Genomic DNA, 15,736 nt, shown 5'->3' with positions numbered 1-15,736 from the left:
GAGGCTGTGCCTACGGCAGGCTTTGCCAACGCCAACGCGCTGGCGGAGGTTCCCTCCAGATCTCGCTGTGACAAGACAGTACATAAAGACTGACAAATTTTGCTCCAAACTAGTAACTATTTCCTGAAAACTACCCTCTACTCTCTACCCTCTCAATACTAGTAACTTTGTTTTGATGCAAGATGTGAGTAAATTAGTAATACCGCCCAACCTACGATTAATGCTCGAATGGCGATACTCCATCGATCACTTCATGCCAAGGTAAACCCATCGAACCTAATAGTTCCATAAATGGATCTGGATCGCATTCTTCGACATTAAAGACTCCAGGTTTTTTCCAATTGCCGTTGACAATCATCAACGCTCCAACTACGGCTGGAACGCCAGTTGTATAGGAAATTCCTTGCGCTCCAACTTCCTCATATGCGGCGGCATGTTGACAGTTATTGTAGACATAATATTTCTTCTCTACTCCATCTTTGATGCCAGTTATATGACAACCAATCGAGGTTTGTCCGGTGTAATTTGTCGCCAGAGACGCTGGTTCGGGTAGCAGAGCTTTAAGGAATTGTAAGGGGACGATTTGTTGACCTTGATATTCGATCGGATCGATCCGCGTCATGCCGATATTTTCGAGTACTCGCAGGTGCGTAATATAGTTCTCGGAGAATGTCATCCAGAACCGCGCGCGTTTGAGGGTGGGGATGTTTTTGACGAGGGATTCTAGCTCTTCATGGTAGAGCAAATATGACTCACGATCGCCAATTTCAGGATAGGGAATGGGACGATGAATTGATAATGCGGGGACTTCTACCCACTCGCCATTTTCAAAATATCGTCCGACTTGGGTGATTTCGCGAATGTTAATTTCGGGATTAAAATTGGTCGCAAATGCTTTACCATGATTGCCATCGTTGCAATCGATGATATCAAGATAATGAATTTCATCGAAGTAATGTTTGAGCGCGTAGGCACTAAATACGCCCGTTACGCCAGGATCGAAACCACAACCGAGAATTGCGGTTAATCCCGCTGCTTTGAATCTTTCTTGGTAAGCCCATTGCCAACTATACTCGAATTTAGCAACATCGATCGGCTCGTAATTGGCAGTATCTAGATAGTGAATTCCAGTTTCCAGACAAGCATCCATCAATACCAGATCTTGATAAGGGAGTGCGACGTTAATCAGAAGATCGGGTTTGAATTTTTTAATCAGTTCGACTGTATTCGCGACGGTATCCGCATCGAGGGCTGCTGTTGTGACTTTTGACGAATTAATACGCGCCGCGATTTTATCGCATTTATCAACGCTCCGACTTGCTAGTAAAATAGCTGTAAACTCGGCGCGTGCCGCACATTTGTGCGCGACAACATTTCCGACTCCACCTGCACCCACAATCATTACCCGTGTCATATTTTTTCCCTGAAATAAAGTGATTTGTAACTAACACTATAACGTGCTGGCTAAATAGGCTAACAGCCAACTAGCGGCTGTTGCTCGTCTGGTTTGACGGGGACCGAATTCACCAATTTTATAACCTTTAAAACCTAGTTGCGCTTTGAGTAGTTGCTTATGCTCGGGTGGAATCGATCGAGTCAGCTTAACCGTTGCCGGACGACTTGCGATAAAATCTGGTGGTCTGGGGTAAACTGACAGCCATTCTGGATCGACTTGACTCAGATCCCAAGTATTTTCGATTCGATTGTAGCGATAACCCAAGTAATGCCATAAAATCTGATTTACTTGTAGATCGGTAATCGATTCATTGACGATCGACCAAATCGTATTATTATCCAGCGGCGGAACTTCCCACCATTCTAAAGTTGAGTAATCAATCTCTAAATCACAATTATCCACGATTGCGAACAAACATTTCTGAATTAAACTCTATCAATTATAACGCGATTGACGACCGAAAGTTGACTAAATCAATTCTTTAATTAAGAATAATTGAAATTCTTGTCTGATGGTAGATTGTCGATATCGATCTTGAATTGGCTGCCAATTATTCCAGTTTAAGTGATTGCTACGAGCGATCCGATCGTATAGTGTTGGTAGTTTAGTTGGTGCCCGTTTGCCCAGGGCTTTGCGAATAAATTTATCCAATACTAGATTATCCTGAATATTGCCGAATAGTTGATGAACTTGTTTAAAATCTTTGAGATAGTCAAGATATTGAGCTGGGTATCGATCGACGAAAATTTCCATGAGATACCGAGTGGCTTTCATTTGTTTACGGAAGTTATGAAAGATATCGCCGTGAATGAGTAGTAACTGTGAAACTGCTAATTCTGGATCGATACCTGAATCTTGATCGATCCACCAGCTAGGATCGATAAAGAGTTGGCCGATGGTGGGCAAAAGTAGCTCTGGTAAAATCGATTTAATTTCTACTTGTGCTGTTGGTAAATACTGAGGATTGTTCAGCCAATTATTAACACCTAATTTAAAGTATTGATAATCCCTGTCGTTCAGCATCAACTTAACTTTGAGAATTTCCTTGCGACGACGTTTGACAATTGTTGAAGCTACCTTGTCTAGATGTATTTGCTCCGAATCTGGCAAATTTGATTGGTGATGTTTACAGGTATTTTGTAAAACATCTAGATCGCGAACCTTGCCTAGTACTTTGGCAATTTTACCGATTTGTTTGTCTCCCATATATTTGGGGATATCCAAAACCGCTGTAAATGCTTGAATTTGCGATCGCAAGCGGCGTAAACTTACCCGCATTTGATGGATTGCTTCGATATCATCATCAGCCAGCACCTTCGCTTCTAAGGTGAGAATGGTGACATATTGCTTTTGGATGGCGGGATAGATATAGTCAGCTAGTGTGGTGACTGGCATCTTGGTGCGGTCTGGCTCGAACAGCGTCAAAGGTTGGTTCACGATCGTCGTTCCTAATTAGTGTGAGAAAAAGCTAAGTTACTTCGATCTTAGCCAAACCATTATCTCATCGCCATTTATCTCTAGTGTGTGACGATCTTTACAGGCAGTAGCATACAAGTAGATCGATCGATGCGACAAAATCCGAGCCATAAATTAAGAAATCTATCGACTGGACATCTCGATAAAATTTATTGTATTATTAAAAGATAATCAGCATCTTAATATGCTCGGCATGTCAATGTCTAATTCTCAGTCAGATCTGACCGCTTGCCATTTATAGCAAAGATTGCTGTTTACCCTCACCAACTATCATCCGTTGCCATTAGTGTTTAATTTCTCTCACAACTCAGTCAACCCCAACTATTTTACTGCCCAGGCGTGCAGTGAGGGAAGTTTGTGGCAACTAGAGAATGCTAATCGTGGCAATTGTCAGGAGATATCGAACATTGAGATTGCGGATAAAAAACTACTGCATCTATTACCATTCAACCACTGCGGGAAAACCACTGCAATAACACCATTATCGGTGTTATTCAGTTGAAATAATAACAAGAAAACAATTTACATCTTCTTGTAACCCCCGCTTGTCTACCACAGACAACGGGGGTTGTTCGTTAGGAGGCTAAAAATCGTGAAAACTGCCACAATCGGGATCTCCGACGGTAAACCGTTCGATCTCAGACATACAATTCCATCTGTATTAAACAATTCTGTCGTTGTATTTTCGACCAATTATCTACCAATGGCACGGATTAATATCCGCCGCGCCATTTCCCTACTAATTAGCGGCAGAGCCGAGCCGCTAGACTTACAGGATACCAAACTCGTGTGGGTATTGCGATCTCCCTCCACTGAAATCGAAGTTCCACACCACATTCGCCTCAAAATCAATACCGCCGAACGCCTGTGGAAACTCCCTAGTGTCAGTCGTCGCGAACTGCTTAGGCGAGACGGACATCGCTGTCAGTACTGTGGGAGTGCCAAACAATTAACCATCGATCATGTCATTCCCCGCTCCAAGGGTGGTACCCATACGTGGGATAATGTGACGATCGCTTGTGAAACTTGCAACCATAAAAAGGGTGACAAGTATCTCAATGAAACGGCGATGGTACTCAAAACGAAGCCCAAAGCTCCGATGCATCCGACTGTAGCCTTTGCCGAGCAGTTTTGGCAAAATCGCGACAATCGAGTGTAGATCTCATTTAGGGCGGGTGTCGCGGCAGGTAAATCCTCTGCATGGTAAATTTACTCCGCACCACACCCGCCCGTAGATAAATCACGGGCTGATAGAGCAAGTCTACTCAAGTAGACTAGATGATTGACAACTCGCTTCAATGGGTTTACACCGTGATTTCCACAGCACCTCAATGGCGTTGTTGGATGACTTGAGGTGCTGCGACGGATAAGGGATACGCAACAGTAGGTTGAAAGCTAGCTGGTAATAAAGCGATAGATTGACTCGCACTATGTTCGTGATAAACCCCCGCCCAAGAAGTCAGCAAGCTTTCTGCTGCAAGTAGCCACTGCTCGCGCTCTTGGGTGGCAATATAGCCATTGAGGGGAATACCAGTCAGACTATTCTGAGCACCTGCGAGAATGCCTGTCAGAGCGCAGGTAAGTTGAGATCGATCTTCGATCTGGTAAGCGCGACGAGTTGCTAAACTAAAGTCTTCTGGGGTAGATAGCAGGCAATAAATCGCCAGCACTGTTGACGCGATAATTGGATGTGGGGTGGTTGTTAGTCGCTGGGTGACTTGATGTAAACTACTAGACTGTGCTAATAGTCGATCGATCGTGCTAAGTTCTTGAAAGAGGAGGGGATGGAGATTGAGCATTTCATCTAGGAGTTGGGAAATAATTGTCCTAGGGTTAAAGGATTCTGTCAGCGATCGAGATATAATATAGCCGATGGCAACTGCGCTAGAGCATGTTTCCCAATCTAGTTGCCAACTATGACTGACAGTAATTAAAGTTTCTCGCAATTTGACTCGATCGTCATGAAAAAACAACATTAGTGGTAGCATTGCCACAATCGCTCGTTCTGGACTGGGAGTATCTATAAAAATATTTTGCTCCCAATCTTGAGGCTCGACTCTACCAGATCTAATTAAGCTAGTCATTCCATCTATTAGAGCTGGACTAGTTTCCATAATTAGTTGATTGGGATTAATTTGGTGAGGAGTAATATAGATAGTATTCGCACCAATTAATGCACCTTGAAATCTAGTCAATAATAAGTGTTTCATGTTCGATTGACCTAATTTAAAGTTGGTTAATATTTTAAAATATATCTAAAAATCAATGTTGAATTCTGCTCTATCCACTCCGAGTATCGTATCCGAACCGATTACAGGGTATGCTGTTGGCACGAAGGCAGATGGATTAGTGGAAGTATTGGTAGATTGTCCGGGGATTCAAGCTTTATATACTTACAATATCCCCGAACGACTGAGTATTCAGGTTGGGGATATTCTCAGTGTGCCATTAGGCGGACAAATCGTGGGTGGAATTGCGATTCGATTAGTCGATAGATTGCCAGATAGTTTGTCGATTGATAAGATTAAAGATATCGATGATGTAGTTGCATCTGGATTGTTTAGATCTAATTATTGGCAGTGGTTGGCACAGATTGCAGACTACTATTATACACCACTGATTCAAGTTATTAAAGTTGCTTTACCACCTGGACTATTGACTCGATCTCATCGCCGAATTAGATCGATTGCTATAGATTCAACTTCAGATATTTTCTTGAGCGATATCGCCAAACAAATTCTGAATCTGTTGAACTCACAATCTGCCAAAAATTATAGTTGGCAGCACATTCAAAAACAGATTCCTCAAGCCAGAAGAGGTTTAAGAGAATTACTCGAAAAGCAATTAGTTGAATCTTATTTAGAGTCAGGAAAAACTCAGCAGCCTAAGTTGCAAAAAGCGATAATTTTAACTGCCGATGTATTTGGCGAAGATTTAACAGACCGACAAAGATCGATAGTCGAAATCTTAAAACAGCATGATGGTGAATTATGGCAGACTGAATTATTAAAACTAAGTGGTGCGAGTTCCCCAACTTTAACCAAGATTGTTGAAAAGGGCTATATTGCCATTGTCAACAAAGAAAAGCTTCGCTCCGAGCAAGAATTAGGTATCTTCCAACAAGAGCCAGCTAAGGTGCTAACTAACGATCAATCAGTTGCGTTAGCGGCAATTAATGGGATTTTAGGATTCGCTCAGGTTTTATTGCACGGCGTGACTGGTTCTGGGAAAACCGAAGTTTATTTACAATCGATCGAGCAAATCTTAGCACGGGACAAGTCCGTATTAGTCCTAGTTCCCGAAATTGGCTTAACTCCACAATTGACAGATAGATTTCGATCGAGATTTGGGAATAAAGTCTGTGTCTATCATAGTGCCCTGGGCGACGGCGAACGCTATGATACCTGGAGACAAATGTTAACTGACAATAGTCAAATTATCATTGGGACTCGATCGGCAATTTTTGCACCATTACCCAATTTAGGACTAATTATACTCGACGAAGAACACGATTCTAGCTTCAAACAAGACCAACCCGCACCCACCTATCAAACCCGCGATATCGCCAAATGGCGAGCTGAACTAGAATCCTGTCCCCTGATCCTTGGCTCCGCGACTCCCTCGCTGGAGACTTGGGTGGATATTGCAACTCCCTGTTTAAGCGCAGCAAAAACCAGCTTAGAACAATCTACTACTACTCACCTCCTGCACCAACTCGAACAGCCCCAATCGAGTGCGAATCTGGAAACCTTTCCCCCTTCCCCTTTCCCCTTTCCCCCAACAACACCATTAACCCAAGCTAACTCTAACTACTACCTCCCCCTCCCCACCCGCGTCCACTCCCGCCCGCTACCTCCTGTGGAAATCGTCGATATGCGCAAAGAATTGCAATCGGGAAATCGCAGCATCTTTAGTCGCCCCCTCGCCCAAGCCTTGCGTCAGATGCAAGCAAATAAACAACAGGGCATCCTGTTTATCCATCGACGCGGACATAGTACCTTCGTTTCCTGTCGGACTTGTGGCTATGTCTGTGAATGTCCCAACTGCGATGTTTCCCTCGCCTATCATCAACCAGGCGCGGCTGAAAATGCCCTATTACGATGCCACTACTGTAACCATTGTCAACCCCAACCCCGCAAGTGTCCCGAATGTGACTCAGCCTATTTCAAGTTCTTTGGGAGTGGTACCCAAAAAATTGTTGAAGAATTGAACCAACAGTTTCCCGAACTAACATGTCTGCGGTTTGATAGCGACACCACCAGCACCAAAGGCGCACATCGCCGGATCTTGACCACATTCGTCCGTGGCGAGGCGGATTTACTAGTTGGCACCCAAATGCTCACCAAAGGATTAGACTTACCACAAGTCACTCTAGTAGGCGTTGTCGCTGCAGATGGATTATTACACCTGTCGGATTATCGCGCTGCCGAACGCACATTTCAAACCCTCACCCAAGTGGCGGGGAGATGCGGACGCGGGGATGAAGCAGGAAAGGTAATTATTCAAACCTATAATCCAGATCATTCCGTACTTGCAGCCGTAATAAAACATGATTATCAGGCATTTATTGCCGCTGAGTTGCCCGAACGTCGGATGCTAGATTATCCTCCTTATGGCAAGCTAATTTTACTCAGATTTAGCAGTATCGATCCCGTCGCAGTCGAACAAACAGTGACTGAAATTGGCATGGCTCTGAATGATGCAGCAATTGCTGGACATTATGAAGTATTAGGTCCTGCGCCAGCAACAGTGATGCGAGTTAATAATCGCTACCGTTGGCAAATTATGCTCAAATATTTGCCAAATGGTACTGCTACGCTACCTGATTGGGAATTGCTCAGAAGCAAATGTTCTAATATAGTCAAAATGACCATTGATGTCGATCCTCAGAATTTTTTATAAACTTGTTACAAAAAGTAAATAAATGATGCTGTAAGATGAAGTTAGCTAAATTTAAATAAAACTATCAGATCGATCGCTATCATGAGTGATATACCCATAGAAAGTACAATTACCGAATCTACGGAGGTAATCGAAAGCCCACCGACACCAGAACAACTCAAAACCAAATTTGTCAAGTATGCCATGCGCAACATGGTCAAAAAGCGTGGGAAGTCACTCCAGCACTTTGCCCTCAGCACCATTGGCTTATTAACACTATTCGTCGGATTAGCATATCTGACTCGATAAGTAGGAATTGGGTACTATGAATCTAGAATTAATCGTCCAAGATCTGTATCAGCCAAGTACAGTTGACGAAACTACTTGGGATACTTGGTTTCAAGACTGGTTGCAGACACCAGGATTAGATTTACCACCAGCAGATGGTTATGAATTAAGTCTACGCCTCACTACCGATTCAGAAATCCAAGCCTTAAACTCTCAATTTCGCCATCAAGACAAACCAACTGATGTCTTGTCCTTTGCGGCAATGGAGGTCGATTTTCCCGAAATCGAGGATGATGTAGCCGATTTAACCCTTTATCTAGGCGATATTATTATTTCTGTTGATACTGCTGTTAGACAAGCCCTCGAACATGGGTATTCTCTAAGAAAGGAACTAGCTTGGCTGGCTAGTCATGGATTACTGCATTTGTTGGGATGGGATCACCCCGACGAAGCAAGTCTGCTGATAATGTTGAATCAGCAAGAAACATTCCTGACACGTAGTGGTTTGTAGATCTTATTACTAGCTAATAAGAATTTTAAGCCATAAGTATGAAATAGCTAACTAATAAATCATTATTTTCCCCGTGGGAGTCACCCCTCTATGCAGATTAAACTGGACGAATTGTCAAATACTACGAGTCTCGCACCAGATATGACTAGCAAGGTATCTACTTCTATTCACCAGCAATTAGAACGAAATCATCAGCAACGGGTTAAGGCTTGGCGAGTGGCAACAAGTATTGGTGTGAGTTTCAGGTATGCTGCGGCTGGTGTGACGTATGCCTTTAATACGCAACGAAATTTTCGCATTCACTGCGTAATGGGCACCTTAGCGATTAGCATCGGTGCCCTTTTAAATTTGACTGGAGCGGAAATGGCGATAATTTGTATTACTAGCGGTCTAGTTCTAACTCTAGAATTATTAAACACCGCGATCGAGTCTGTTGTCGATCTCACCGTCGGTCAAAATTATCACGAACTTGCCAAAATCGCCAAGGATTGTGCGGCTGGTGCTGTCTTAATTTCGGCTTTTGCCTCTGTACTAGTAGGTTTTTGTCTGATTGCTCCCAAGGTAATAGCACTGTTCGTCCATTAAGGGTTCCGATTGTTAAGTTTACTCAAAGATAATCAAATAACCATCCGAACCTAAAGCCTAACACCCAAAACCTAAAGCCTAATCCACAACGATCCTGCTACACTAGAATCGGTTGAGCTAGTGTAACGCATGATTTTAGTTATTGATAATTACGACAGCTTCACCTACAATCTCGTCCAATATTTGGGCGAACTCGGACAGGAATTAGCCATTGCTAAAGATATTCGCGTCTATCGAAATGACCAGATTACCTTAGCAGAGATTGTCAAACTCGATCCTGATGGTATTTTAATCTCTCCTGGCCCCGGTCGCCCTGAAGATGCAGGTGTTTCTCTGGCAATTATTAGCGAGTTAGGTGCCCAGTATCCAATTTTAGGCGTATGTCTGGGACATCAAAGTATCGGACAAGTTTTTGGTGGTAATGTCGTCGCTGCACCGATTTTAATGCACGGTAAAACTTCGGAAATTCACCATGATGGTACTGGTGTATTTAAGGGTTTGGACAATCCGTTTACAGCTACTCGCTACCATAGTTTAGTAATCGATCGAGCCACCTGTCCAGACTGTCTGGAAATTAATGCTTGGGTTGAAGATGGCACGATTATGGGTGTTCGCCATCGAGAATATCCCCATGTTGAAGGAGTCCAGTTTCATCCTGAGAGTATTTTGACTAATTCGGGTAAACAGTTGCTTAGGAATTTTTTGACATCGATTAAATTAAGTTGTAAGTCATAAGTCGTCAGCAGAAAGTAGGGGCAATTCAAGAATTGCCCCTACTTTTGCTATAAATTGATAAACCCAGTCCATGACAAAGCTAACATCCTCTTAACTCACCATAACAAATATTATTCAATTAAAAAAAATCAGTAAATATGAAAATTATATCAATTTCTAACTCTTGGCAAAAAGTACTAGCAGAAGAGTTTGAAAAACCCTATTTTCAAAAACTGCAAGATTTTCTGATTGAAGAAAGACAAACTCAAACTATCTTTCCAGCCGCAGCAGATGTCTTTTCTGCCTTTGAATTAACACCTTATGAAAATGTTAATGTCTTAGTGCTCGGACAAGATCCTTATCACGACGATAACCAAGCACATGGCTTATGTTTTTCAGTCAAACCAGGCATTAAAACCCCGCCATCATTGGTAAATATCTATAAAGAACTTCAGGCTGATACCGAGTTAAAAATTCCTAATCATGGATATTTGGTATCCTGGGCAGAACAAGGAATTCTGATGTTAAATGCAGTACTCACCGTCACGGCACATACACCTAATTCTCACAAAGATAAAGGTTGGGAAACTTTTACAGATGCGGTGATTAGTAAAGTCAACCAGAAAACAGATCCGGTGATATTCGTCCTTTGGGGTGCTTATGCTCAGAAGAAACTGAAGTTAATTGATACCACCCGACATACCGTGATTCAATCCGCTCATCCTTCACCACTTTCTGCCCGCAATGGCTTTTTTGGGAGCAAACCTTTTTCGGCGATTAATACAGCTTTGGATTCCGCTGGTAAACCAGCAATTAATTGGCAAATTCCAGATATTTAGAAAGTTGAAAGCACTTTTCACTTTCAACTTAATTTAGTCGTTATATAATAGAATTTTATAAGTATCTGATGTTGGTTTAGTAGCCTGAGCCACAGCTTTATCGAGATCTTTGAGATGATATCGATCGCTAATTAGAGCATCGACATCAATGCGACGATTGAATACTAGATCTGCCGATAGAGCTTGAACTCGAAAGGAAGAACTATAACTACCCATCAAATCGATTTCCCGTCGATACAATACATTCGGATTAATCGGAATTTCTAACTCATCGGGAAACTCCGCAAAGAACAAGATTTTCCCCCCCTTGCGCGTACAGTCTAAGGCTTGGAAAAATGCCTTATCGCTAGGTACTGCGAGGATCGATGTATCGACACCCATTCCACCCGTGAGCGCGTGAATTTTGGCGGTGAGATCGGGATCGCGTGCGTCGAAGGCGGCTTCCGCGCCTACAGATAGAGCCTTATCTACTCTGGCGGGAATTAAGTCTGTCGAGATCGCACGCGCGCCAAAATGCTGGACTAGCATAATAAACATTAACCCGATCGGACCAGCTCCGGTAATTAAAACTGTGTCTCCCGCTTGAATATTGGCTTTTTTGACAGCTTTGAGACAGCAATTCGTCGGCTCGACAAAACTGGCTTGTTCGTCGGTGACTCGATCGGGAATGGGAATTAAACCACCATTGCGCACGATATGCCCCGGTACTTTAACATATTCGGCAAAGCCACCACCACTGGGTGTAAATCCAGCCGTCGTCGTGACATTTTTGTATACGTCACACATGGAAAAATTTTCATGGAGACAGTAATTGCAATGCATACAAGGAATATGATGCATTACCACTACCCGCTGTCCGATTTGCCAATCCCGAACATCAGCACCGACTTGACTGATAACTCCCGCTGTTTCGTGTCCGAAAATCCGTGGCGGTTCGTAGAGTGGATAGAGGATTTTTTTGATATCCGACTGGCATAAGCCTACCACTTTAACCTTTACTAATACTTCATCTGCGGCTAGTTCGGGTACTGGAACATCTTCATAGCTGAGTCGATTGACTCCACGAAATACTTGCGCTTTCATCTTTGGAATAGGGGGTGTGGGGGAAAGGGTAAAGGGGCAATAGTTAATTTATCAACTTTCAACTTTCAACTTCTTAACTACCAACTGAGTAACTGGAATTAGCGGTTTCCAGCCGAGAAAACCACCAATTGTCTGAGTACGTTGAATCGCGATGCGGGTTAATTCGCCACCTACCTGTTGATGCCATTGTAATAATTGCAATTCACTCTCTACTGTCACAGCATTAGCGACCAATCTACCACCCGATCGCAGTGCTGTCCAGCAAGTATCTAATAATCCTGGAGCTGTCACGCCACCGCCGATGAAAATCGCATCGGGAGTTGGTAAATCTGCCAAAGCTGCGGGTACTTTTCCCTGAACTAGTTGGAGGTGTGGCGTACCCAAAACTGCCATATTATCAGCAATAAATTGTAACCGATGGGAGTGCTGCTCGATCGCGATCGCTCGACACTGAGGATGACTCCGCAACCACTCAATCCCGATCGAACCACATCCCGCACCCACATCCCATAATAATTCTCCTGGCATCGGGGCGAGTGCGGCTAAGGTAATTGCCCGAACTTCGCGTTTTGTCAGTTGTCCATCGTGATGGTATGCCGTCTCAGGCAACCCTGGTAGGCGATTTAAGGGGGTCGTACCTGAGTCAATTTGGCATTCCACCGCAATGATATTTAAAGCCGCTACGTCCGATTTTGCCCAGGATCTGGCGATACCGGAAATCATCCGTTCTCGTTCCCCACCCAAATGTTCTAATACTACGATCCGACTATCGCCATAACCGCGCTGTGTCAATAAATCCGCCACAGTCTGCGGCGTAGCTGCACTCGCGCTCAAAACTAGTAACTTGGTGCGGGGAGCGAGGATCGCCGCTAGAAAATCTGGCGAACGTCCGCATAAACTTAGCGTTTCCACCTCGGTTAATGACCAGCCCAATCTGGCACAGGCAAGACTAAAAGTAGATGGCGCGGGGATAATTGTCATCTCCTCGATCGAGACATATCGTAACAATGTCACCCCAATCCCATAACATAGCGGATCGCCACTAGCGAGGATGCAGACAGGGGTACCGCGATATTTGAGGATCGATTCAATTGATTCTTCAATGGGCGATGCCCACATCATGCTAGTTAGGTGGGTATCTAACATGGCTAAATGACGTTTACCACCGACGATTAGCGATGCTCGATCGACAAATCCTCGTGCTAATGGACTGAGTTCGGACAATCCCGACTCCCCAATGCCAATAATCGACAACCATTTTCCTCGCGCCGTCGTCAAACTCAACTCCCTACTTGTTTGTTTTCGATCGAATACACATGCGATCTCTTTTTATTTGCAGCAGCTTCTTGCATAAAACCTAGGTTCTCAAGTACATGATTGTTCCGCGACCAAATCGAATTTTTGGGTGTAAATAGCGAGAAAGAATCGATGAGTAGACTCTCATTCTCCCAATTCACTAACTCTTGACCGATACATTTTAGACCAACTCGATCGCAATAATTCACGAACAATCTAGCCGTCATACTTCCTGCCCGCCAGCGAGTCGGCTCTAACAAAACTTTGTTGACGATTTCGGCTCTCATCTCGCTAGGTATTTGCTCGATTAACGACAAAGCTGGTTGGTATTGACCTAAATTTGAGTGATGAATAAACCCCAGCCCATTCGGCTTTAATTTTGTCGCAAGCTGCGCTAGATATGTTTCGAGCACATCCGCCTCAGCATGTACCAACGAATCAAAACTAAACACAAAATCGATTGAATTATCTGGAATCATCGCCAACGATCTACCATCATTAACATGATATTCAATATGTGAATCATTCGCAAATCTTTGCTGACAAGCTTTGATACATTTTTCAGATAAATCGACCACTATTAATCGATCGCAAGACTTTCTCAAATAGTTTGTCCACCGACCGAACCCTGGTGCAATTTCTAGAATTGTCCCCGTAGGGATAAAGGCATGAATGCGCGGCAAAATCGAACCAACCCATTGAGCTTCAGCCCCGCCCCAGGCTGATGACCATTCATCACCCTGCTGTTCCCATTCATAGCTTTTATCCCAAGTCTGCTGGTTTTCTTCAATAGTCGGCATATCTGGAAAGCTACTTAAAAAGTTGAAAGTTGAAAGTTGAAAGTTGAAAGCGAAAAGTGTGGTCGTGGCGTTTCCCCCGCTTGGGTTTGTTCCATCGCCTCAGGAACAAAGGCCATACTTTTGCGGTGGTACAAGCAAGTAGAGAACCTTTTCAAGACAGCGAAGTTGTTAGGACGGGGATGTTAGACCCTTGCTTTTTGTTGACGCTGGAATGATGCCTCAGTTTAACACAGCATTGAAGATGGCGTGCCGATCGACTTGCCACCAGAACAGCTATTTCACGGTCATAATTTGAACTAATGGCATTCTTGCCTACCCTCTACCCTCTACTCTCTAAAATGTATCCCCTGAATTAAGTAAGCGCGATTACAGCGGACAGCTTGGTGGGCAACTATCTGTAGTAGATGGAGATCGAGCTAAAATACAGGAAAATGTACTACCTTCGCCTAAAACACTCTCCACCCAAATTTGTCCGCCGTGTTGCTGGATAATGCTCCGACAAATTGCCAATCCCAAGCCAGTTCCTTCACCACTCCGAGCATCAGAAGCATCTACCTGTTGAAATCGTTCAAAGATCATGCCCAATTTATCAGCCGGAATGCCCCGTCCACGATCTCGAACTTGAAATAACATTTGTCCAGCTTGCTTACTAGCCGTAAACCAAATCGTACTGTCTTTGGGTGAAAATTTAATCGCATTACTAAGTAAATTCGTAAAAGTTTGAATCATCCGATCTGGATCTACCCAAACATTTCCACCTGTATCGCTAACACTAAGCTCAATCCCAGCTTTATCTGCTAATGGTTGAATGACATCAACTGCTTGGCTCATCAGATCGGACACCTTGCATACCGACTTGACCATCGGGACTGTACCAGATTCGATTCGTTCGATATCCAGAATATCATTGACCAACCGCATCAATCGATCCGTACTATCGACGGCAATTGTTAATAACCGTTTTTCCTTCTCTGGTTGTTGATTTAATAAACCACTATCCAACATTTTGAGCGAACCATAAATAGATGTCATCGGCGTTCGCAGTTCGTGACTGACAACGGAAATAAACTCATCTTTCATCCGTTCTACTTGCTGTCGATGAGTGACATCTAATGCCAACGAAAAAACTGATTCCATCCGACCATCATCATCTAATAAAACCGAGTTGTACCACTCACAATTAACAATCGTTCCATCCTGACAATAGTTACGATTGATGGTGACATTACTAGTTTCCTCACCGGATATGAATCGATTCATCACCTGACCGATCCGTTCGGCATCCTCTGGTACGACAAATTTCCATTCTCCGAGACGTTTACCCAAAACTTGCGCTGACGACCACCCAAAAATTTTCTCAGCCGTCGCCGACCATCGACTCACCCGAAAATCGCGATCCCATTCGATTGCCGCCAGGGGAGAATTTTCAAAGTGGAAGTTGACTTTTTGCAGGGCATCACGCAAGCTATTCTCTGTCTGTTGGAGGTCGCGGGTCCGTTCGATTACCCGCTGTTCTAGTTCGTTTTTTGCTTGACGGAGAGCCGTTTCTGCCCGTTCGCGCTCGATCGCGTATCGAATCGATCGCAGTAATAAGTTACGATCGACTTGTCCTTTGATCAGGTAATCTTGCGCTCCTTGTTGCATTGCTAACAGAGCCAGTTTTTGGTCGTCTAAGCCTGTCAGGACGACGATCGGGATATGCTGAGATCGATCGCGTAATTTGATAAATGAGTCGATTCCCTGGCTATCTGGCAGGGATAGATCGAGAAGAATGATGTCGAAGGGGGGTGTGGGGGTGTGGGGGTGT

The 15,736-nt window shown here is 43.9% G+C and carries 15 protein-coding genes; 7 read left to right on the top strand and 8 right to left on the bottom strand.

Annotated elements, in window-relative coordinates; genetic code table 11:
- Nucleotides 1-217 precede the first annotated feature (217 nt).
- The 3 genes from RMO55_RS16485 to RMO55_RS16475 all read right to left on the bottom strand — a co-directional run bounded on the left by RMO55_RS16485 (nt 218) and on the right by RMO55_RS16475 (nt 2,893).
- A complete protein-coding gene (locus RMO55_RS16485) occupies nt 218-1,414 on the bottom strand; it encodes a saccharopine dehydrogenase family protein (protein WP_310428219.1) in 1,197 nt (398 codons plus the stop codon).
- Nucleotides 1,415-1,450: 36 nt separating this feature from the next.
- On the bottom strand, nt 1,451-1,858 hold the full coding sequence (locus RMO55_RS16480; protein ID WP_310428218.1) for a DUF1823 family protein: 408 nt from the start codon (nt 1,856-1,858) through the stop codon (nt 1,451-1,453).
- A 66-nt stretch (nt 1,859-1,924) separates the two neighbouring features.
- Nucleotides 1,925-2,893, bottom strand: coding sequence for a CHAD domain-containing protein (locus RMO55_RS16475; RefSeq protein ID WP_310428215.1), 969 nt, complete (start codon nt 2,891-2,893; stop codon nt 1,925-1,927).
- 688 nt (nt 2,894-3,581) lie between these two features.
- Between RMO55_RS16475 and RMO55_RS16470 the strand changes: the two genes are divergently transcribed.
- Nucleotides 3,582-4,091, top strand: a complete 510-nt coding sequence (locus RMO55_RS16470; RefSeq protein ID WP_396134361.1) for an HNH endonuclease — start codon at nt 3,582-3,584, stop codon at nt 4,089-4,091.
- A 169-nt stretch (nt 4,092-4,260) separates the two neighbouring features.
- Here RMO55_RS16470 and RMO55_RS16465 read toward each other — a convergent pair whose 3' ends face one another.
- A complete protein-coding gene (locus RMO55_RS16465) occupies nt 4,261-5,142 on the bottom strand; it encodes an ADP-ribosylglycohydrolase family protein (RefSeq protein WP_310428210.1) in 882 nt (293 codons plus the stop codon).
- A gap of 55 nt (nt 5,143-5,197) precedes the next feature.
- Here RMO55_RS16465 and priA point away from each other — a divergent pair, with 55 nt between their 5' ends.
- The 6 genes from priA to RMO55_RS16435 all read left to right on the top strand — a co-directional run bounded on the left by priA (nt 5,198) and on the right by RMO55_RS16435 (nt 10,750).
- Nucleotides 5,198-7,834: a primosomal protein N' gene (gene priA, locus RMO55_RS16460; RefSeq protein WP_310428207.1), complete on the top strand. Its 2,637-nt coding sequence runs from the start codon at nt 5,198-5,200 to the stop codon at nt 7,832-7,834.
- 81 nt (nt 7,835-7,915) lie between these two features.
- Nucleotides 7,916-8,122 carry a DUF3285 domain-containing protein gene (locus tag RMO55_RS16455; RefSeq protein ID WP_310428203.1) on the top strand — a complete coding sequence of 69 codons (207 nt, stop codon included), beginning with the start codon at nt 7,916-7,918 and terminating at the stop codon, nt 8,120-8,122.
- Nucleotides 8,123-8,138: 16 nt separating this feature from the next.
- Nucleotides 8,139-8,612 (top strand): rRNA maturation RNase YbeY, encoded by a 474-nt coding sequence (gene ybeY, locus RMO55_RS16450; protein WP_310428201.1) that lies wholly within the window; start codon nt 8,139-8,141, stop codon nt 8,610-8,612.
- 90 nt (nt 8,613-8,702) lie between these two features.
- Complete coding sequence (locus RMO55_RS16445; RefSeq protein ID WP_310428198.1) at nt 8,703-9,197, top strand: diacylglycerol kinase family protein; 495 nt, start codon at nt 8,703-8,705, stop codon at nt 9,195-9,197.
- 129 nt (nt 9,198-9,326) lie between these two features.
- The gene (locus RMO55_RS16440) at nt 9,327-9,932 is read left to right on the top strand and encodes an aminodeoxychorismate/anthranilate synthase component II (protein WP_310428195.1); all 606 of its coding nucleotides are present in this window, start codon (nt 9,327-9,329) and stop codon (nt 9,930-9,932) included.
- A 137-nt stretch (nt 9,933-10,069) separates the two neighbouring features.
- Nucleotides 10,070-10,750 (top strand): uracil-DNA glycosylase, encoded by a 681-nt coding sequence (locus RMO55_RS16435; RefSeq protein WP_310428192.1) that lies wholly within the window; start codon nt 10,070-10,072, stop codon nt 10,748-10,750.
- Nucleotides 10,751-10,783: 33 nt separating this feature from the next.
- Here the strand turns inward: RMO55_RS16435 and RMO55_RS16430 are convergent, their stop codons facing one another.
- The 4 genes from RMO55_RS16430 to RMO55_RS16415 all read right to left on the bottom strand — a co-directional run.
- Complete coding sequence (locus RMO55_RS16430) at nt 10,784-11,833, bottom strand: zinc-dependent dehydrogenase (RefSeq protein ID WP_310428189.1); 1,050 nt, start codon at nt 11,831-11,833, stop codon at nt 10,784-10,786.
- Nucleotides 11,834-11,884: 51 nt separating this feature from the next.
- The gene (cbiE, locus tag RMO55_RS16425) at nt 11,885-13,117 is read right to left on the bottom strand and encodes a precorrin-6y C5,15-methyltransferase (decarboxylating) subunit CbiE (protein ID WP_396134359.1); all 1,233 of its coding nucleotides are present in this window, start codon (nt 13,115-13,117) and stop codon (nt 11,885-11,887) included.
- Complete coding sequence (locus tag RMO55_RS16420) at nt 13,114-13,929, bottom strand: class I SAM-dependent methyltransferase (RefSeq protein WP_310428184.1); 816 nt, start codon at nt 13,927-13,929, stop codon at nt 13,114-13,116. The genes cbiE and RMO55_RS16420 overlap by 4 nt, the downstream gene beginning before the upstream one ends.
- 366 nt (nt 13,930-14,295) lie before the next feature.
- A partial coding sequence (locus RMO55_RS16415) for an ATP-binding protein (protein WP_310428181.1) occupies nt 14,296-15,736 on the bottom strand: 1,441 nt, incomplete at its 5' end.

The sequence above is a fragment of the Chamaesiphon sp. VAR_48_metabat_135_sub genome, assembly GCF_031418915.1.
In the GTDB taxonomy this organism is placed as follows: Bacteria; Cyanobacteriota; Cyanobacteriia; order Cyanobacteriales; family Chamaesiphonaceae; genus Chamaesiphon.
The sequence above is the reverse complement of the archived record's forward strand: the minus strand, read 5'-3'. Positions and strand labels throughout refer to the sequence as shown.

What these genes read in the sequence shown, in the direction of transcription:
- RMO55_RS16485 (WP_310428219.1), bottom strand. Translation starts at nt 1,414, where the DNA reads ATGACACGGGTAATGATTGTGGGTGCAGGTGGAGTCGGAAATGTTGTC.
- RMO55_RS16465 (WP_310428210.1), bottom strand. Translation starts at nt 5,142, where the DNA reads ATGAAACACTTATTATTGACTAGATTTCAAGGTGCATTAATTGGTGCG.
- priA (WP_310428207.1), top strand. Translation starts at nt 5,198, where the DNA reads ATGTTGAATTCTGCTCTATCCACTCCGAGTATCGTATCCGAACCGATT.
- RMO55_RS16455 (WP_310428203.1), top strand. Translation starts at nt 7,916, where the DNA reads ATGAGTGATATACCCATAGAAAGTACAATTACCGAATCTACGGAGGTA.
- ybeY (WP_310428201.1), top strand. Translation starts at nt 8,139, where the DNA reads ATGAATCTAGAATTAATCGTCCAAGATCTGTATCAGCCAAGTACAGTT.
- RMO55_RS16445 (WP_310428198.1), top strand. Translation starts at nt 8,703, where the DNA reads ATGCAGATTAAACTGGACGAATTGTCAAATACTACGAGTCTCGCACCA.
- RMO55_RS16440 (WP_310428195.1), top strand. Translation starts at nt 9,327, where the DNA reads ATGATTTTAGTTATTGATAATTACGACAGCTTCACCTACAATCTCGTC.
- RMO55_RS16435 (WP_310428192.1), top strand. Translation starts at nt 10,070, where the DNA reads ATGAAAATTATATCAATTTCTAACTCTTGGCAAAAAGTACTAGCAGAA.
- RMO55_RS16430 (WP_310428189.1), bottom strand. Translation starts at nt 11,833, where the DNA reads ATGAAAGCGCAAGTATTTCGTGGAGTCAATCGACTCAGCTATGAAGAT.
- RMO55_RS16420 (WP_310428184.1), bottom strand. Translation starts at nt 13,929, where the DNA reads ATGCCGACTATTGAAGAAAACCAGCAGACTTGGGATAAAAGCTATGAA.